Source organism: Chromatiaceae bacterium, assembly GCA_024235395.1.
Classification (GTDB): domain Bacteria; phylum Pseudomonadota; class Gammaproteobacteria; order Chromatiales; family Chromatiaceae; genus Thiosocius.
Genome location: JACKMK010000003.1, coordinates 730423 through 748300 on the forward strand (window position 1 = coordinate 730423; position 17878 = coordinate 748300).

Consider the following 17878-nt stretch of genomic DNA (forward strand, 5'->3'; position numbering starts at 1 on the left):
CGATGGCAATACGCGGCGATCTGGTTTGGGTGTCGGATTCTAGCATATCTAGAATTCGCCAATTTCTGATTAAACATGATGGGCTATTCAAGCCGCCGTTGAGTGAACGGCTCAATATTGAAAGCTACGCGAAAAAATTGTCGACTAATGCCGAAAACCTATTCGCCGTGTACGAAAAAGCAGATGTTGCGCATGCGGCAGTCTACGTGAATCGGCCAGAGCGCTTCGTCTACATATCGTCAGTTTGTGTGGCGGGCGCTTGGCAGGGCATGGGCATTGCAGATCTCTTGATGGAGGCGATTTTCAGTTTGAGCGAAATCTGGAATTGTAACCGCATTTTGCTTCACGTAAATCGACAGCATCACCGAGCAATTGCGTTTTATGAGAAGCATGGGTTCGCAAAGATCGGCCGTAGAGAGAGCGATGACTCGCTCGAAATGGAGTGCTCATTAGACTGAAAGTGGGTCACGGGAACGCGCGAGAAGATGCCAAGTGCGGTTTGTATGCCGGCTGAAAGTGAGCTGCTTCGACGGGAGCGCGGCCTGTCCGTGATGGAGTGCGGTGATCAGACTGATCGCGGGAGTGAATAACTGCCTCGGATGGGTTCTGCGGCGTCAGCTAGTCGTCTCCTGCCATTGGAGTTATCGTAGGGTGCGGTCCGGGCTTGCGCTTGCGGTTACCCAATCGCGTCTCCCCGACGTGGAGGTTGCTGTGAATGAAGGCAACGACAAAAGAATATTTTCTCAATGCCCGACTTGCCGCTTTTAGTGGATGGGGCGAAAGCGGGATGATGATTCTGTTTCAAGAAGATGTGAGTGAACTGCCGCATGATCACTTGAGTGATGGTTCGTTGGGGCAGCTAAATTGCTCCATGCGGGTCTGTTGCGCGCTTTACCGCCAACGATCGAACAATGCGTTTAAGCCAGAGAGCCAAGCAGTCCGTACGGGTTTGTCTGCGCTTGGGATTCAAAAAAATTGATCCGCCGACACCGTTGGTAGCCCCCTGAGGTCTGGTCAATGCCTACGTCTTGGCATACTCCACTAAATCCGTTCAGTCTCGCGGCTGCAGAACACTGGTTCGTCATTTGTGGCCACTGTGTGAACCGACCTCCAAATCTGTCGGGCTACTGCATCTCGAGCGAGTCTAATTAGCAACGAGATTCTAGAGTACCCGGTATATGAGAGACCTTAAGAAAAGGGGAGTCAGGGCACTTGCGTGGGACTTCGCGGGTTCGCTCTCGACTCGCGGCGTTGCGTTCGCAGTAACGCTGGTACTAGCGAGACTCTTGAGTCCCGAAGATTTCGGGTTGGTTGCATTGATTATCGCATTCGCTGCCGTCGGCGACGTGTTCATCGATGGCGGACTCGGGATTGCGCTGATACAGCGGCGGCATGTTCACGCCGCCCATTATTCCGCGGCCTTTTACTTCAATGTACTCATCGGTGCCGTACTGGGTGTGTTGCTGTTTTTGTCTGCTGAACGGATCGGTGATCTGTATCAACAACCTCAGCTTGGCACGCTGCTGAAAGCGGCGTCCCCACTATTTTTGATTAGCTCTTTGGGCATAACCCAACGAGTGATTTTGCGCAGAGATTTAAACACTAAGCGCTTATCTGCGATAACTTTATTGGGAACTTCAACCGCTGGCGGAATCGCAATTGTTTTCGCCGCCGCTGGATATGGCGTTTGGGCTCTCGTCATACAGATCTTGTCGACCAGCGCGATTTCCGGAGCATTGTTCTGGTATCTAAGTGACTGGCGCCCCAAGGCAGCGTTTTCGTGGAAAGCGTTGAAAGGACTTTGGGGGTTCGGATTAGATATGTTTCTCGCGAGGCTAATCGATAGTGTTTACGCGAGAGTTGACTACGTAATAATTGGAAAGCTGTTTCCAATCGCGACGTTAGGTTACTTTCAGCGGGCAAAAGTACTGAATCAATTGGCGATCCAGTATTCATCTGGGAGCCTGATGTCTGTACTGCTCCCAGTGTTGAGCAAGATACAAAAAGATCTGCCGAGGTTTCAGTCCGTCGTTCTTAAAAGTTACAAAGTAGTGCTGTTTGTGTCGTTTCTACTGTTCGGTGGGGTGTATGTTACGTCGGAGCCCTTGGTCGTATTTCTCTACTCGGAAAAATGGAGGCCATCGGCGGATTATCTTGCTGTCCTAGCGCTTAGCGGTGTTGCTTATCCTGTCAATTCGGTATTGGTAAACGTGTTGTCCAGCAGGGGTCGGGGAAGGCAATTTCTTCTCCTAGAACTGCTAAAGAAAATCATTGGCGTCATGAATATGGTCGTGGGTTTCAGCTTTGGTCTGATGACCTACCTTTACGGACTTGTTGTCGTGTCGGTGCTAGGTATGGCTGCAAACATCTATTTTGCGGCACGCGAAGCCGAGATTGCGCCGATGCAATTCGTGCGACCTTTCGCAGTTCAAGCAGCCATTGCAGTCGTCGCGATAGGCTTGATGGCCGTAACGGGGGCGGCGATGCCTCTCGAGGGGTTCAATTTGCTAGTGGTTTCGGGAACGGCATATGTGTTGGTGTACTGGGGGCTTAGTGCATTGCTATCGACCAGTGCATACGGCGCATTTTATTCCGAATTTCAGCCGTTGATTGCAAAGCTGGCCAAGCGGTTGCGGTTCGGTCGACGTACGTAAAATCAGCAATACCCAGGCACCGATATATTCGGTTCCTGCCGGTGTTAGGGTGGTCTTTAGCTTCTATTCCGTGTTCTTTCTGTCTTTCTCTGTTCCAAGGTTCGAATGAGTGACAATGTTGATTTAGCAAAGATGGTGACCGTTGACCGTACCCCTGGAAGTGAGCCACGTTTGATGTGGGAGTCTGAGCATATCAGGCCACTTCCCGAGCGAACACGGCGGGCGGTTTCTTTCCCAGTGATCGGTGTGGCCTGACGTGGTTGTAGTGGTCTCGCCAGGTGTCGATGGTTTCGCGCGCATCCTCCAAGCTGGCAAACCAGTGTAGATCCAGACAATAGTCTCGGAACTTGCCGTTGAAGCTCTCGACGAACGCGTTTTGCGTCGGTTTGCCGGGCTGGATGAAATGCAGCTTCACCTTGGCACGCTTCGCCCAAAAGAACATGGCCTTCGAAGTGAACTCTGGGCCATTGTCGACAACGATGGTTTTCGGTAACGGCCTGTTCAGCTGATCAAGCGCGCGAGCAACTCGTTGGCCGGAAATCGATGTGTCGACGATCTGCAGCATACACTCCCGAGAATAATCGTCGACGACGTTGAGGACGCGGAAGCGGCGGCCATTGGCCAACTGATCCGAGACGAAATCCATCGACCAGCGCTGATTAACCTTGTCTGGCACCAGCATCGGCACGCGCGGCCGCATCAGCTTTTTACGGCGCTTGGTGCGCACCTGCAGACCTTCCTCGCGGTAGATCCGGTAGGTCCGCTTGTGATTCATCACGTGACCAGCGGCCCTCAGCATGTCATGCAACGTCGTATAGCCATAGCGCGGATATTGCTCAGCCAGCGCCTTGAGCCGCTCGCGCAGCCCCGCATCATCGCGACCTTTCAGCGGAGACCAGATGGCAGAACGGCTGAAGTCGACGAGGCGGCAGGCACGACGCTCACTGAAACGGCGATCCTTGAGGTATTCCACGGCCCGTCGCCGCTGCGCGGCCGTCACCACTTTCCCTCGACCAACTCCTTGAGCGCGGCCTTGTCGAGCTCGGCCTCAGCCAGCAGGCGCTTGAGCCTGGCATTTTCCTGCTCGAGATCACGCAGCCGTTTGGCTTCCGAGACCTCCATGCCGCCGTACTTCGATTTCCAGCGGTAGATCGTGTTCTCCACAATGCCGTGGCGACGGGCCAGGTCAGGCACTGAGGCGCCGGCCTGGAGCTCCTTGAGGATCGAGATGATCTGTTCTTCTGTGTAGCGCTTGCGCTTCATCTTGGGGCCTCCTTGGGGTCAAAATACAAGGAAATCCCACATCCCGCATGGCTCGGATTACGGGGGTACGGTCAAACTTTGCTGTTGAATGGCCGGCCAAACAGGCTGCACTATCTCGTCGCTAAAAAGCGACCGGCGCTTGCGGCTGCAGAGTGATCGAGTCAACCAGGTTTTGAGTATTTGCAATTTGCTGTTCGGTGCCTCTTTCTTTTTTCAAGATCGCCCGGGTCAATTTTAGATATTCGAATGCCGTATTGGAATGTATGTCAACTCCATCTTCATTCATGCATGCTAGAACCTCGTCGCCAATGCCCATTTGTAGATAATCCTCATAGAACAAATTTCTTTGGTTGAGAAACAACTTGGCGCCGGAAAATAGAGCAATTAAGATGTTTCCTCCTGCCTGCTGGCGATTATGGTTCATGAACACATAAGAACAAGAATTTATTTTTCTTATATAGCTGGCATAGTCCATAAATTCCATGATGGGCTCAAACCGGCTCCCGAAAAAGTGCCTGCCATGATCCATCACAAATTTCGCGTAATTCTTGCTACCGTACGACAATGGAACGATAATTCGTTTCTTGCCCAATTCGTAGTTAGACAACAATTCGAAAGTTTCTATATGATTGTTTCGTGGGTCGGCGCTGTTTCCAATCAAAATATTCTCATCGAACACGACGGCTGCATCGTCTATGTTGTCGACGAGTTTGGCATTCATGCCGTAATTCCACCTTAGGTATTTGCCGCGAACCGCATGAAATTCTTGGCTTATCAATCTGAATTCTCGCTCGAGTACGGGAGAGAAGATTGTCGTCCGACCGAGAGCATAAACGGCTTCTTTGTAGGGATCTCGGCTGCTCCCTGCGACCTTCTTTAGGTATCTGAAAATCCGCTGATGAACGGGCTTGCGCAGCGACGGTTTTACATACAGGCGATATGTATTGGCTTGGAATAGTTCTTTCGTATTTCTGTACAAAAGTGGCAAATAATCGAAACCCATCCCGACCCAGGCCACTTTGGGGTCTTTATTAATGAGTTTCAGGATGTCTATATGCAAAGGGCGCATTGAGTGAAAGACTATGGCTCTGAATCCATTGAGTTTCTCGACAAAGGATGATTCTCTCGCAGTCTTGGCGTCTATTTTTTGTGGGTTGAAGGTTTTAATATACTTTATTGCCGACACATCCTCGGAAACGAGAAAGTATTGGCTTGCCCCTGGCGCGACAAGTTCAAAGTAGTAGCGTGCGGAATCGATGAACTTCTCGTCGCTAAAGATATGTGCAATCTCGGGCTCGCCTTTGGGCGGCGGTATCGTGTCATACATTGCTGGGTAATCGTGCAAGGTATCGCGGCCTGTGCGATATGGTTGTTTGACTATGTGGCATGGGGCTGTGGCACCGGTTCAGGTCTAGCATTGGTCAGGCGGTACCAATAGCTATTGGCGCTGGAGTATTAGTGTCGCAGTTCGTTGTTTTCAAGAGTTAATAACCACTCCAGACTTTCCCAATTGAATTGACAGCCTACTTGGTGAGGCAACTCCCCTTTGCTGCGTCGGGCGGCAATCTTTACCACGACAAATCATTTGCGAACTTGGCCTCAATCAGGGCAGCGCCCGCTTCACGCTTGAATCTCTTTTTTTTTTTGGCATCGCTCCACCCATGCCAGCGTCCTGTTGGTCGAAAATCGGCGGGTTTCTCTCTCGGTTTCCAGTCCACGTTGCCCGCTTCGCGAATCGCCGACGAACCGCGAACGGGGAGGGCTGTTGCTTTCGAGAAATCATAGTTATCGATGTTCAGTTCGCATCGCTCTATAACGTTCCGCATCGTCGTAGCGGGGTCGTCGTTGGCATCTTCGTATCGTACCAGTACCGTTTCGCCCGGCGAGGACACGCGGTACTTCTCATAGGCCAAAGAGGCGACAGTCGAGTAATTCCACTTCTTGCAAAGCTCAGAAAATCCCGGTTTCAACAGACCATGGCCAAAAGTCGATTCATAGCTGGCGATGCAATCACGCCCGTCCCGCAACACCACGATCAGGTGGTCCCGAGGTAGCAGCGCATGGAACAGGTACAAATATTCGGCATGTGGGACTTTGAGCAATATGGTCTTGTGTTCTCCGGCCAGGCTTTGCAGGTATCGCATGTAACCGGAGACCAAAACAGACATGAACTCGTGCCTAGTGAGTACCTCGCTATTCCTCTTATAGGTTCGCAGAAAGTCCCGCTGGGCAATATCGATGCTCTTGGCGGTGTGTAATAGCGGAAATTCCCATAACCGATGAGGGTGGTGCGAAACATCGTCGTGTAGCTTGAACAGGTCCGAAACAAAATTGGTCCCCGATCGAGGCATAACACCGTGCACGATGATCGCTGGGCGATAGTTCTCGCCCCTTATGCTGTATGCGATATCGTGCATCCGCTGGATATCGACACCATCCAGGATCGCCGGGTCGTACGCAGAGGGGTCCAGTGCCGACAGCCCAAACGCCCGCTTTGCCAGTCGCCATAGTTCGCTGGGACGTGTTTCCCTCAGTCGATCGCCGAGGCGCTCATGGAAACCCTGGTTTGTGCTGCTAGCTGACATGCAAAGACATCCTTAAGGGGTGCGCCCGAATTCTCGACGATATCAGCGGCGGTTGAAAGGCGTCGCGTTTTTCTGCGGGACGGCGGTTGAAGTCGGTGTCGGCGCGCGTCTATTGAGCCGTTTCAAAACCGCTTCGCCCGGATCCTTTTGTTGAGAAAATCGACGACTTCGGATAACAGGCGTGGGATTCTTCGGCGCAAGGCGAGCGCGGCCTTCAGGCGTTGTGCGCGCGGTGCGACATCGGGCGAAGCGAGGGCCTGGACGAGCCAGCGTGCGGTCAGCTGTTGAATCGCGTGTCGTGTTTGCTTGGGAAGGGCGTCCGTGGACGCCAGATAGCTGCGCTCCGCCGCGAACAGCAGTTCGATCGTCTGCCCGATGTCGGTCGGACCTGACAGCGGGTTTCGCTCCACCAGATTGGCGATCGAGGTGGCTGCGGTCTCGCCGTGTTCTTCGAAGAACGCCGGCAGGACCTGCAGCAGGTTGCCGCGACAGACGATGGCGGCGTTTGTCGTCATCTGTCGTCTGCGGGTATGCGTTGCATTTCGCTTGTGCTCACGATACTGGATCAGGGGCGTCGGCAAGATCTCGATCTCTCCGCGCTGCAACAGCCGCGACCACATGCCGAAATCGTCTGCCGGATTCAACGCCTCATCGTATTGCAGATCGCGCGTTTTGGCGTCGTAACGGAACATGGCGGCAGATTGCGCAACCGGCGGCCTGAAGATCGCGTACCAGCGAATCGCATCACGCTCACGCGGCCATTCGCCTATTGCCCTGGGTCTCCGCGCGGCGTCCACCCGAATCGTGCTGCCGCCGCACAATACGAGCTCGGGCCGGCTTGCAAAGGTGTCCACTTGTGCGCGCAAACGTTGCGGCAATGAAACGTCGTCGGAATCCATGCGTGCCACCAGGCTGCTCTGGGCATGCGACAGGCCAACGTTCGCACTGCGTGCGATTCCCTGGTTTTCAGCGTTTCTATACACCTCGATTCGGCTGTCCGATCGCGCAAGGCGTTGCAGAATCTCGGGCGTCGCGTCTTGCGAGGCATCGTCGACGACGATCAGCTGGAATTCGCGGTACGTCTGGTCGAGGATGCTCTGCACGGCTTCGGCCACGTACTGTTGTTCGTTGTACGCCGTCATCACGACGCTGACGAAAGGCGGGTTAGTCATTCGTGGCCTCGTCGAGCAATGTGCCACGCAGGAACGTGAGACCCTTCAGGAGGCGAAGGCTGGTGTTCGCGACCCCTTGCCAGCGCCACTTGCGTGCCAATGCAAAAACCCAGTTGGAGGTTGAGTGGGCCGATAGCGCAAGCCTCGACAGCACTGCTTTCGGCAACACCCGATACGCGTCCAGGAACCGCGCATCAAAATAATGCAAGGGCATGGCGGCATATTCGCGCGGATGGTTGCGTCGAAACAACGGCGCGGCATGCTGACCCATGGCTTCAAACTTGCGCAGCACATCGTCGAGCAGCGGGCGGTCGACGTGGGTCACACTGCAGTCTTTGCGATAGACCGGCTGCAGATCCGGAAACGACTGGCGTATACGAATGAAAAGATCCCGATCTTCGAGTCCATACTGCCGGTAGCTTGAATCGAAACCGCCTACCGCCGTCAGCACATCACGACGTACCGCGAAGTTCGCAGATGTCATCCTCAGCTGCCAGTTGCCCAGGTCTGACTGGCGGGATTGCTGCACACGGTTCTCGTAGGCATCGAAGTAGTTGTCGCCGGAGCGGAACTCGACGTGACCAAACACCAGGTCTGCGCCAGTGGCGATCTGCGCAGCGAGATGTTCCAGGAAGTCGGTTTGCGGAATGCAGTCGATATCCATGAATGCCACGTAGGGTGCGCTGCTCGCAGCAATGCCCGCGTTTCGCGCAGCCGCCCTTCCTTGGTTGTGTGGGAGCCGCACAATGCTGAAATCGAGACCGTCGTTCCCTTCGAAAGCGATCGAGAGCGGCGTTTGAGAACCGTCGTCGACGAGTATCAGTTCGACCTTTCCAGGCAGCGACTGCCTGGCAAACGCCTCGACAAACGTCCGGGCGTGCTCAGCCGCGTCGAAAACCGGCGCGACAATGCTGATCAGCAGTCCTGATTCTCCAGTGTTCAGGCTCATCGCCGGGCACCCCGCATGCGAGCGACCAGCGCCGATGTGAATTCGGCGCCAGCTGGCGGGACTAGGGGGCAGTTGAAGGCGCGGCAGCTCATTCGATGGTTCTTGTTGTGATTATCGATTACGACTTACACCGCACTGTTGCGTTTTGCCCGGGCATTGACCCGGCCGGTGTGTTGCCGTCATTCAGCCTCGGTAGCGAATATTCGTCCACGCCTATCTGTATCGGCCAGGTAGCCGACAAAATTGAATGATCCCTATTCGCCCTGCAGGTGCCAGAAGATTCTAGGCCCTAGAGTGCGGGTATGCATTCGTTCCCGCTATGGTCCCGTGGCGCGCCGCAGTGTGGTATTCGCGGTACCATCCTCCGATGTGCCCACCTCTGGTTTCATGCGGTCGCCGGAAAAGGTAACGAGATGAGACCGTCAGGCGTTCACTCGATCGTAATCAATACCCTGTACGCCTCCGGTGCGCGCCTCGCGACCATCATCGCTCGGGCGGTGTACGTGGTGGTGATCGCCAATCAGCTCGGACCCGAGCTCTACGGCCTGTTCAACTACGGTCTGTCCTGGTACCTGCTGTTTGTGCCACTCGGCATCGTCGGTGTCGACGAGATCGTGGTGCGTGAGATCGGTCGACGCTCGGGCGACAGCTCCAGGGTGGTGGAAGACAGCCTGGCACTGCGCCTTGCAACCGGCCTGCTAGCGGCCATGGCGAGCCTTGTGCTCGGCTTGTTGCTGGACGATTCGGATCCGGTGCGCAGCCTGTTGCTGGTGTTCGCCGTTGCATTGTTCGGGCGCGTGTTGTCTTCCTGGTCGAACGCGGTCTTTCGCGGTGGCGAGGCAGCACAGTATGTGCTGGTGCACGAGCTGGGTTTTCGCATGCTCGAGGTGCTCGCCGGCCTGGTGTTGCTGTCCCAGGGATTCGGTCTGTTGGCCTTGGCCGTGGTGCATGCGGCCTGCTGGCTGTTGCAGGGGGTGGCCAGCATTGCGTTCGTCGAGCGCCGTTTCCATCCGCATCTCCGGCCAGCCGTCCATCCAGGCGCTGTGCCGAGATTGCTGAAGGCCGGCCTGCCGTTGCTCGCATCGGCATTCCTGCTCGGCTGGCTCGTCCAGGGACCTGTCGTGCTGCTGCGCGCGCTGCGAGGCGACGGCGAGTGGCTCGGGCAGCTGGCGCTGGCGGTGCAGGTATATGCTCTTGTGGGCTCGGTGGTGGCTGAACTTGGTTCAGCGGCAATCCCTGTCCTGACCCGTTCCGCCGACCGCGACGATGGTAAGACGCGGCGTTTCGCCGATGCCGCACTTCGGGTCGGTTGGCTGTTGTCGGGACTGTTGACACTGGGAGCGATCGCGCTGGGCGACTGGGCGCTGGGATTGTTGTTTGACGCCGATTATGCGGCCGTCGGGTCGTTGCTGCCGTGGACCACGCTGCTGGTCGGAATGCATTTCTGCAGCCAGGCGCTCTGGGGGGTGCTGGTCGCGCGGGCCCATCACGCGACATTGGTCGGTGCCGCTTTCGCCGGCGCGACGGTTTTCACCCTGGCGTTTCCACCGGCGGTCGGGTGGCTGGATCTGCACGGTGCGTTCCTCGCGCTCGCTCTCGGTTACTTCACGGTGCTCGTGATACAGCTGCGGACACTGGCGCGTGCCGACGCGTTGGACTGGCGTTCGGCATCGCTGCGCCCGCTGCTCGCGGTCGCTCTTGCGCTGTTGTCGTGTGTGATGCTGATGCCGGTCGGGCGGCTGGTAGGGCTGGTCGCGGGCCTGCTGGTGCTCACCCTGTTCAGCCTGTGGCTCGACGTGGTCTCGCCCGCCCAGGTGCGCCGGGTACTGGCAGCTCGCTCGCGCTGAAACACCGCTGCTTCAACTGCCGGACAGCCAGACGCCTTCGTAACGGTCGTACGCGATGCCCCAGGTGAAGCGTGTCGCGACATGCCGTCGGATGAGTTCGACCTGGCGGCGTGCCTCGGTCGGGTTGTACAGCACCTCGTGGATGGTCTCGGCCAGTGCCTCCGCATCTTCCGGGCGCGCGAGGTAGGGATAGTAGGTTCCGAGCACCTCGGGGATGGCGCCGACCGCGGTCGCGACGATCGGCGTTTCGAGGTAGCCCGCCTCGAGCAGCGACAGGCCGAACGCCTCCTCCCGGGACGGCTGTACCAGTACCCGCGCCTGGCGGATCGCCGCGAGGGTGTCCTGGTGATCGAGGTCGTGCACGAAGAACACGTGGTCCTGCAGGCCGAGCCGCCGTACCAGGCCGCGCACCCGGGTCAGAAACGGCGTGCGTCGGCCGATCAGCACCAACGCGGCCTTCAGCCCCTGGCGGACCAGTTGGGTGAACGCCTCGAGCAATAGGTCCTGGCCTTTCTTCTGATCGAACGCGGCGACGCATACCAGGTAGTCCGTGAATGCACCGGTGGGTGGTCGATAGCGGCATCCGCGACTGCGTTCCAGTTCCTCGATGTCGACCCCTTGGTAGATCGTGTGCAGGCGCCGCTCGTCGAGGCGCAGCGTCTGCTGCGCAACGCGCGCCAGGTCATCGGAACAGCACACCACGGCATCGCCCTGGCGCAGCACCCAGCGAGCGCCCGCCCGGGCGATGCGGCCGGCACCCTGGATCGCGCGCAGGTCGTCACCGTGCAGCGAGAAGATCAGGCGCACCCGGCCCCGTGTTCGGCGTCGCAGCAGGGCCAGTGTGAAATAGTGCAGTCCGGGGAAATGGGCGTCGATGACCCGCACGTTGTGCTGACGGATCAGTGCGCGCCACTCGGCAAGTTCGCCGCGCACGCTGCGCAGGAAATCGACCGTGCCACCGGCGGCCAACGGCTGGGACTGCGGTGCGTGCAGGCGTCCGCTGATCATCCGGATGTCGTCGTACTCGGTGGTGCTGCAGGTCTCCTGCGTCGGGTCGACACAGAACATCAGCGGCCGCAGCCCCCGGTGCGCGGCTGCGCTGCGTGCCAGGTTCAACACCGCCAGGTCGACGCCGTTGACCGGCGAAAGGGCCCAGGGGAGCACGAAAAGCACGCTGGGTGGGTTGTCCATTTCGGCCTCCTCGCGAAAACGCGTCGACCGCTTCGCCGGAATACCCGGGTGTCTTCAGTCCCGCAACCGCTCGCGGCGCAGCCGGGAACGACTGTCGAACAGCCGGTTCGATGCGATCAGCACCGCCGTCATGCTGCCCAGGCCGGTGCCGGCCGCGATCAGGAACAGGATCAGCAGCTGGTACTTGGCCGCCTCCATCGGCGGGCTGCCGGCGAGGATCTGTCCGGTCATCATGCCCGGCAGGCTGACGATACCAGCGGTGGTCATCGCATTCACGATCGGGATGAGCCCAGCGCGAAGTGCGTCACGGCGTATGTCGCCGATCGCCTCGCCGGCGGCCTGGCCGAGCGCCAGCCGGGCCTCGATCTGCAGGCGTTTGTCGAGCGTCTCGCGGGTCAGATTGTCGAGCGCGACCGCGATCCCGGTCATGGTGTTGCCGAGCAGCATGCCCAGCAGCGGGATCGCGTACTGCGGCGCATACCAGGGCGCCGGCTGCAGCAGCACGACCAGGGCCAGCACGCTGATCGAGAACGACGACAGGAACATCGACAGCGCGCCGGTGCCGTAGCCCCAGAAACCGCGCAGCCGGTGCTTCTGGCGTGCCATCACCTCGTAGCCGGCGACCGCGAGCATCAGTGTCGCCAGCCCGGCGACCAGCCACGGATCGGCACTGTCGAACAGGGCCTTGAGGACCAGCCCGAGCAACAGCAGCTGCACGGTACTGCGTGCGGCGGCGATGAGCATGCGGCGACCGATCGCCAGCTGCAGCCGCCACGACAGCCCGGCGAGCAGCATCACCAGCAGCGCCGCAACGGCGAGGTCGAACGGGCTGAGTGGAATCAGTGTGTCAGGCGTCATCGGCGGCGACCAGATGACCCGCGTTCAGCCGGTAGTGCGCGCTTGCGACACGTGCGCGTTGCGCGGGGTCATGGCTGACCCAGAGCACGCAGCCGCTGGTCTGCTGGCGCCAGTCGGCGATTAGTTGTTCTACCCGGGCGGTATTGTGCTGGTCGAGATTCGCGGTCGGTTCATCGAGCAACAGCGCAGCCGGTGCGAGGCTCAGGGCGCGTGCCAGCGAGAGGCGCTGGCGTTCGCCGCTCGACAGGCGCCGCACCTTCCAGTCGAGCACGTCCGGATCGAAGCCGAGCGCCTGCAGATCGGACGGGCGCCATCCACTCGCATGTTCGCGTACGCTTTCCGCCCACCAGTGGCTCTCCGCGGCGAGGTAGCCGACCTCGCGCCGCCACTGCGGGCCGCTGAAGCCACTGCGCGGCCGGTCGTCGAGCCACACCTCGCCGGCGGTTTCGTCGAGATCGGCGATCGCGCGCAGCAGCAGCGTCTTGCCGCTGCCGGACGGTCCCGAGAGCGCGGTACAGCAGCCGGCGGCGACCAGCAGCTCGGGTGCGTCGACCCCGTTGCCGGTCAGACGCTCGATGCGCAGGCTGCTCACGGCTGCCGTGTGAATACCAGGTCCCAGACGCCGTGACCCAGGCGCTGCCCGCGGCGCTCGAACTTGGTCGGCGGTCGGTCCGCGGGGCGTGGCACATAGTCGCCGCCCGCGGCGGTGTTGATGAAGCGCGGATCGTCGTTGAGCACGCGCAGCATGTGCTCGGCGTAGTCCTGCCAGTCTGTCGCGGCATGGAACAGGCCGCCCGGACGGATCACCCGCGCCAGGGTGTCGAGCAGTGCAGGCTGCAGGATGCGCCTTTTGTGGTGCCGTTTCTTGTGCCACGGATCGGGAAAGAACAGGTAGACCCCTTGCAGCGCGCCCGCCGGCAACATCTGTTGCAGCACCTCGACCGCATCGTGGGCGATCACGCGCACGTTGCGACAGCCGGTCTCCTCGAGTCTGAGCAGCAGGTGACCGACGCCGGGGCGATGCACCTCGACGCCCAGGTAGTTGCGTTCCGGGTGCGCCTGGGCCATCGCGGCGAGGCTCTCGCCGTTGCCGAAACCGATCTCGAGGTACACCGGCTGCGTGTTGCCGAACACCTCGGCCAGATCGAGCGGCTGCGCGGCGAATTCGAGGCCCCACTGCGGCAGCAACTGGTCGAGCGCGCGCTGTTGACCGGTGGTCAGGCGTCCGGCGCGCAGCACGAAGCTGCGCACTGATCGGTGTCGGTGCCGGGCGTTGGGGTCGTCGGCGGGCGGGTCGGAATGCATGGCGTCGGACCGCGCGATGTGCGCCGAGACCTATTCGAAGAACAGGCCGTCGAGCGGCGACGACGCCGATGCGAAACGCTTGGCCGGCATGCGCCCGGCGAGGTAGGCCTCGCGACCGGCTTCGATCGCCTTGCGCATCGCGCTGGCCATCAGTACCGGCTTCGTGGCCGCGGCGATCGCGGTGTTCATCAACACACCGTCGCAGCCGAGTTCCATCGCGATCGCCGCGTCCGATGCGGTGCCGACACCGGCATCGACCAGGATCGGCACCTTGGCGTTCTCGACGATCGTGCGGATGTTCAACCGGTTGCGGATGCCGAGTCCCGAACCGATCGGCGCGGCCAGCGGCATCACCGCGACGCAACCCATCGCCTCGAGCTCACGCGCGATGATCGGGTCGTCGTTGGTGTACACCATGATCTTGAAGCCGTCGGCGATCAGCTCCTCGGCCGCCTTGAGGGTCGCGATCACGTCCGGAAACAGGGTCTTCTCGTCGCCCAGCACCTCGAGCTTGACCAGGTCGTGGCCGTCGAGCAGCTCGCGGGCCAGCTTGCAGGTGCGCACCGCGGTCTTCACGTCGTAGCAGCCGGCGGTATTCGGCAGGATCGTGTAACGCTCGGGGGGCAACACGTCCAGGATGTTGGGCTCATCGGCATTCTGTCCGATGTTCGTGCGGCGCACCGCGATCGTGACGATCTCGGCACCGCTGGCCTCGATCGCCGCGCGTGTCTCGTCCATGTCGCGGTACTTGCCGGTGCCTACCAGCAGGCGCGAGGTGAAGGTGCGGTCGGCGATGTTCAGGGGGTCGGTGTTGTCTTGCAGCATCTTGAAACTGATGGGTGAGTGGCGGAGGGATGTCGGTTCGGTGCGTCGGGCGGGCGCTCAACCACCGCCGATTGCGTGTACGACCTCGATCCTGTCGTCCGCACGCAGCGGGTGGGTGGTGTGCGCACTGCGCGGGACCAGCTCTTCGTTGACCTCGACGGCGAATCGCCGGTTCTGCAGATCGAGCGTGTCCAGCAGATCGGCGAGGGTGGTGCCGTCCGCGATTTCGCGCCTTTCGCCATTCAGCACTACGTGCATCCGTTCAGGTTGCCAGGTAGATGAAACAAAACGCGATTTTACACTAAACTCAGCGCGACCCAGCGGGTTCGCGACGAACCCGGCCACCACTTCCAAGAAAAACACGGGTAGCCAAGCCCGGCAAATGACGGAGGAGCCCCGCTTGGGCAGCTTTCACGAGAACCTGATCTCGCTCGACGAGGCGGTCACGCTCGACGGGTTGTTCGCCGCGCGGGTGCGTCGTTCGCCGGAGCGCGAGGCCTATCGCTACTACGACAAGGCGCAGCGCGCCTGGGTCAGCTACAGCTGGACCGAGATCGCGCAGGCGGTCGCGCGCTGGCAGGTGGCGATGCGTGCCGAGCAGATGCCGCGCGGTGCCCGCGTCGCCATCCAGCTGCGCAACTGCCCGGAGTGGGTGATGTTCGACCAGGCGGCGCTCAGTCTCGGCCTGGTCACCGTGCCACTGTATACCGACGACCGTCCCGACAATATCGCGTATATCCTCAAAGAGGCCGACGTCAATGTCCTGCTGGTGCAGGATGCCGGGCGCTGGGCCCGGTTGGCCGAGGTGGTCGACGAAGAAGGTCCGCTCAAGCGCGTGCTGCTGCTCGAAGAAAGCGATGCGGCGCACCGCCTGGTCGCGGCCGACCCGCGCGTGCAGCTGGTCGACGACTGGTTGCCGCTCAAGGCCGACGCGTTTTTCAGGCGCAAGGACGGCGATCGGCATGCGCTGGCGTCGATCGTCTATACCTCCGGCACGACCGGTCGCCCCAAGGGCGTGATGCTCAGCCACAACAACATGATGTCCGTTGCGCATGGCGGGCTGACGTTGATCGACTGCTACCAGGAAGACCTGTTCCTGTCGTTTCTGCCGTTGTCGCACACCCTGGAGCGCACCGCGGGCTACTACCTGTGCATCATGACCGGCTCCTGCGTCGCGTATGCGCGCTCGGTGGCGCAGCTCGGCGAGGACCTGGCCAAGATACAGCCGAGCGTGATGGTCGCAGTCCCGCGTATCTTCGAGCGCGTCTACGGCCGTATCGCCGACCAGATGGATGCCAAGGGCGGTATCGCCAAGCACCTGTTCGACCTGACGGTGAAGATCGGGTGGAAGCGCTTTCTGCACCAGCAGCGGCGTGGAGGCTGGCCGCTCGGCAGCCTGCTGTGGCCGCTGCTGCAGCGCCTCGTGGCGAACAAGGTCACCGCGAAGCTCGGTGGTCGTCTGCGCATCGCGATCAGTGGCGGCGCGCCGCTGAACGAGGAGATCGCACGCGTGTTCATCGGGCTCGGGGTGCCGATCGTGCAGGGTTACGGACTGACCGAGACCGCACCGATCGTCAGCGTCAATCCGCTCAATGCCAACGTGCCCGGCAGCGTGGGGGTGCCGATCCGCGGTGTCGAGGTCCGGATCGGCGACAACCAGGAGTTGCTGGTCAAGGGTCCGGGGGTGATGCTCGGGTACTGGAACAACCATCGCGCGACCGCGCAGGTGATCGACGCGGACCGGTGGCTGCACACCGGAGACCAGGCACGCATCGATGAGACCAATCACATCTACATCACGGGGCGCATCAAGGACATCCTGGTGCTGTCGAACGGCGAGAAGATCCCGCCCGGCGACATGGAGTCGGCGATCGCGCTCGACCCGCTGTTCGAGCAGGTGATGGTGGTCGGTGAAGGGCGTTCGTTCCTGGCCGCGTTGCTGGTGATAGACGGCGAACATTGGCCGGCGTTCGCCCAGGCCCAGGGTGCCGACCCGATGGATCCGCGCAGCTTGAGCGATTCCAAGGTGCTGCATGCGGTGACCCGGCGCGTCAAGGCCGCGCTGAAGGATTTCCCCGGCTACGCGAAGATCCGCCAGGTCCACCTGTCGCTGGATCCGTGGACGGTCGACGACGGGCTATTGACCCCGACGCTGAAGATAAAGCGCGCCAAGGTGCTGGAACGTTTCTCCGGCGAGATCGAGGGGATGTATGGCGGCGCGAACAACTGATGTCTTGTCCAGCGGGCGTCACCCTCACTAGAATGAGTGGCTCACGCGGCCATCGTATATCGGTATTACCCTGGCTTCCCAAGCCAGAGAGGCGGGTTCGACTCCCGCTGGCCGCTCCAACCTCATCGGCACGGTGCCGTTCCCTCAGCGTGTCAGCGCGCGGCGAATCGCGCCAATGATCAGATCCCGGTAGTCGTAGATCAGCTTGGCCGCGCCGATCGCGACCAGCGGATAGATCAGCTCGGGTTCCGCCGGGTTGCCCTCGTCGTCGATCAACAACAGCAACAAGGCGATCACCGGCAGCAGCAACAGCGCCAGGTGGACCTGTGGGCGCAACCCGACGCGCCAGAAGCGGGTCAGCCAGATCGCGGCGCCGGCGATGATCAGGCCCAGGAAGGCCCCGGCGACGACGTCCTGCGGCCAGTGCACGCCGAGCGCCACCCGGCTGGTCCCGACCAGCACGGCGGCGGCCGCCAGGGCACCACGTGCCCGCCAGGTCCGAAAGTAGCCGGCCAACACCCCGCAGAACACGAAGATCGACAGCGAGTGCCCGGACGGGAAACTGTGGTGCTTGAGCGCTGGCCCGATCACATGGATCTGCGTGCCGTCCAGTACCGCCGGCGGCCGCAGCTGGTCGAAGTAGATCTTCAGGCCGCGCGCGCTGAGACCGGCGATCAGGGCTGCCACGACCAGTGTCCAGAAGATCTCCGGGCGCCGACGTATGAACAGCAGGCCGACGACGAACAGCAGCCGGGCATCGCCGAAACGCGTCAGCCACTCCCAGGCCTCCTCCGGCAGGATCGCCTGCGTGAGGGTGTGCACGGTGTGAAAACCACCGTGGTAACCGCCCGTCGCGAGCGCAAAGACGATCCCGAGGCCGACCACGAACAGGGCCGCCCAGAACAGCTCGCTGACGCCGGTGGTGCCGCGTCGGATCACGCGTTCGCGCGCATCGTCCAGCGCCGAGCGGAGGTTGTCGAAGCTTGGGACCCGCACCAT

Annotated in this window: 17 protein-coding genes and 1 tRNA gene; 6 read left to right on the forward strand and 12 right to left on the reverse strand. The window is 60.4% G+C overall.

From position 1 onward, the window contains the following. Positions 1 to 2 precede the first annotated feature (2 nt). From H6955_16685 to H6955_16695, 3 genes are all read left to right on the forward strand, one after another. A complete protein-coding gene (locus tag H6955_16685) occupies positions 3 to 458 on the forward strand; it encodes a GNAT family N-acetyltransferase (protein ID MCP5315198.1) in 456 nt (151 codons plus the stop codon). Positions 459 to 715: 257 nt separating this feature from the next. Beyond that, a complete protein-coding gene (locus H6955_16690; protein ID MCP5315199.1) occupies positions 716 to 979 on the forward strand; it encodes a hypothetical protein in 264 nt (87 codons plus the stop codon). Between the two features lie 307 nt (positions 980 to 1286). Beyond that, positions 1287 to 2654: a lipopolysaccharide biosynthesis protein gene (locus tag H6955_16695; GenBank protein MCP5315200.1), complete on the forward strand. Its 1368-nt coding sequence runs from the start codon at positions 1287 to 1289 to the stop codon at positions 2652 to 2654. 193 nt (positions 2655 to 2847) lie between these two features. Here the strand turns inward: H6955_16695 and H6955_16700 are convergent. The 5 genes from H6955_16700 to H6955_16720 form a co-directional block, all read right to left on the reverse strand. Further along, a protein-coding gene (locus H6955_16700; protein MCP5315201.1) for an IS3 family transposase occupies positions 2848 to 3917 on the reverse strand; the annotation gives its coding sequence in 2 pieces (ribosomal slippage) (positions 2848 to 3662 and positions 3662 to 3917; 1071 coding nt in all). 121 nt (positions 3918 to 4038) lie between these two features. Next, entirely contained in the window at positions 4039 to 5244 is a 1206-nt protein-coding gene (locus H6955_16705) for a TDP-N-acetylfucosamine:lipid II N-acetylfucosaminyltransferase (GenBank protein ID MCP5315202.1), read from the reverse strand. Positions 5245 to 5485: 241 nt separating this feature from the next. Beyond that, on the reverse strand, positions 5486 to 6502 hold the full coding sequence (locus H6955_16710; protein ID MCP5315203.1) for a sulfotransferase: 1017 nt from the start codon (positions 6500 to 6502) through the stop codon (positions 5486 to 5488). Between the two features lie 122 nt (positions 6503 to 6624). After that, complete coding sequence (locus H6955_16715) at positions 6625 to 7674, reverse strand: glycosyltransferase family 2 protein (protein MCP5315204.1); 1050 nt, start codon at positions 7672 to 7674, stop codon at positions 6625 to 6627. Beyond that, positions 7667 to 8623: a glycosyltransferase gene (locus tag H6955_16720; GenBank protein ID MCP5315205.1), complete on the reverse strand. Its 957-nt coding sequence runs from the start codon at positions 8621 to 8623 to the stop codon at positions 7667 to 7669. Before H6955_16720 ends, H6955_16715 begins: the two co-directional genes overlap by 8 nt. A 413-nt stretch (positions 8624 to 9036) precedes the next feature. Between H6955_16720 and H6955_16725 the strand changes: the two genes are divergently transcribed. Beyond that, positions 9037 to 10470 carry an oligosaccharide flippase family protein gene (locus H6955_16725; protein ID MCP5315206.1) on the forward strand — a complete coding sequence of 478 codons (1434 nt, stop codon included), beginning with the start codon at positions 9037 to 9039 and terminating at the stop codon, positions 10468 to 10470. Between the two features lie 12 nt (positions 10471 to 10482). Here the strand turns inward: H6955_16725 and H6955_16730 are convergent, their stop codons facing one another. From H6955_16730 to thiS, 6 genes are read right to left on the reverse strand one after another with little or no spacing between them, the layout of a single operon-like run. Next, positions 10483 to 11661 (reverse strand): glycosyltransferase family 4 protein, encoded by a 1179-nt coding sequence (locus H6955_16730; GenBank protein ID MCP5315207.1) that lies wholly within the window; start codon positions 11659 to 11661, stop codon positions 10483 to 10485. 54 nt (positions 11662 to 11715) lie between these two features. After that, positions 11716 to 12519, reverse strand: coding sequence for an iron export ABC transporter permease subunit FetB (fetB, locus tag H6955_16735; protein MCP5315208.1), 804 nt, complete (start codon positions 12517 to 12519; stop codon positions 11716 to 11718). After that, a complete protein-coding gene (locus tag H6955_16740; protein MCP5315209.1) occupies positions 12509 to 13111 on the reverse strand; it encodes an ATP-binding cassette domain-containing protein in 603 nt (200 codons plus the stop codon). Before H6955_16740 ends, fetB begins: the two co-directional genes overlap by 11 nt. Next, entirely contained in the window at positions 13108 to 13824 is a 717-nt protein-coding gene (gene trmB, locus H6955_16745) for a tRNA (guanosine(46)-N7)-methyltransferase TrmB (GenBank protein ID MCP5315210.1), read from the reverse strand. The genes H6955_16740 and trmB overlap by 4 nt, the downstream gene beginning before the upstream one ends. A gap of 30 nt (positions 13825 to 13854) precedes the next feature. Then, positions 13855 to 14649, reverse strand: a complete 795-nt coding sequence (locus H6955_16750; protein MCP5315211.1) for a thiazole synthase — start codon at positions 14647 to 14649, stop codon at positions 13855 to 13857. 57 nt (positions 14650 to 14706) lie between these two features. Further along, positions 14707 to 14907, reverse strand: coding sequence for a sulfur carrier protein ThiS (gene thiS / locus H6955_16755; GenBank protein MCP5315212.1), 201 nt, complete (start codon positions 14905 to 14907; stop codon positions 14707 to 14709). Between the two features lie 124 nt (positions 14908 to 15031). Here thiS and H6955_16760 point away from each other — a divergent pair, with 124 nt between their 5' ends. Both H6955_16760 and H6955_16765 read left to right on the forward strand, forming a co-directional pair. Further along, entirely contained in the window at positions 15032 to 16879 is a 1848-nt protein-coding gene (locus H6955_16760) for a long-chain fatty acid--CoA ligase (protein MCP5315213.1), read from the forward strand. A gap of 45 nt (positions 16880 to 16924) precedes the next feature. Next, a tRNA-Gly gene (locus H6955_16765) sits at positions 16925 to 16998 on the forward strand. Positions 16999 to 17023: 25 nt separating this feature from the next. On the opposite strand, the gene H6955_16770 is transcribed toward H6955_16765, so the two are convergent. Continuing rightward, entirely contained in the window at positions 17024 to 17878 is an 855-nt protein-coding gene (locus H6955_16770) for a phosphatase PAP2 family protein (protein ID MCP5315214.1), read from the reverse strand.

Coding starts and splice junctions, on each gene's coding strand:
- H6955_16715 (MCP5315204.1), bottom strand. CDS start 7,674: ATGACTAACCCGCCTTTCGTCAGCGTCGTGATGACGGCGTACAACGAA.
- H6955_16725 (MCP5315206.1), top strand. CDS start 9,037: ATGAGACCGTCAGGCGTTCACTCGATCGTAATCAATACCCTGTACGCC.
- H6955_16720 (MCP5315205.1), bottom strand. CDS start 8,623: ATGAGCCTGAACACTGGAGAATCAGGACTGCTGATCAGCATTGTCGCG.
- H6955_16770 (MCP5315214.1), bottom strand. CDS start 17,878: ATGGTGCGGGTCCCAAGCTTCGACAACCTCCGCTCGGCGCTGGACGAT.
- H6955_16685 (MCP5315198.1), top strand. CDS start 3: ATGGCAATACGCGGCGATCTGGTTTGGGTGTCGGATTCTAGCATATCT.
- H6955_16730 (MCP5315207.1), bottom strand. CDS start 11,661: ATGGACAACCCACCCAGCGTGCTTTTCGTGCTCCCCTGGGCCCTTTCG.
- trmB (MCP5315210.1), bottom strand. CDS start 13,824: ATGCATTCCGACCCGCCCGCCGACGACCCCAACGCCCGGCACCGACAC.
- H6955_16760 (MCP5315213.1), top strand. CDS start 15,032: ATGACGGAGGAGCCCCGCTTGGGCAGCTTTCACGAGAACCTGATCTCG.
- thiS (MCP5315212.1), bottom strand. CDS start 14,907: ATGCACGTAGTGCTGAATGGCGAAAGGCGCGAAATCGCGGACGGCACC.
- H6955_16710 (MCP5315203.1), bottom strand. CDS start 6,502: ATGTCAGCTAGCAGCACAAACCAGGGTTTCCATGAGCGCCTCGGCGAT.
- H6955_16690 (MCP5315199.1), top strand. CDS start 716: ATGAAGGCAACGACAAAAGAATATTTTCTCAATGCCCGACTTGCCGCT.
- H6955_16705 (MCP5315202.1), bottom strand. CDS start 5,244: ATGTATGACACGATACCGCCGCCCAAAGGCGAGCCCGAGATTGCACAT.
- fetB (MCP5315208.1), bottom strand. CDS start 12,519: ATGACGCCTGACACACTGATTCCACTCAGCCCGTTCGACCTCGCCGTT.
- H6955_16750 (MCP5315211.1), bottom strand. CDS start 14,649: ATGCTGCAAGACAACACCGACCCCCTGAACATCGCCGACCGCACCTTC.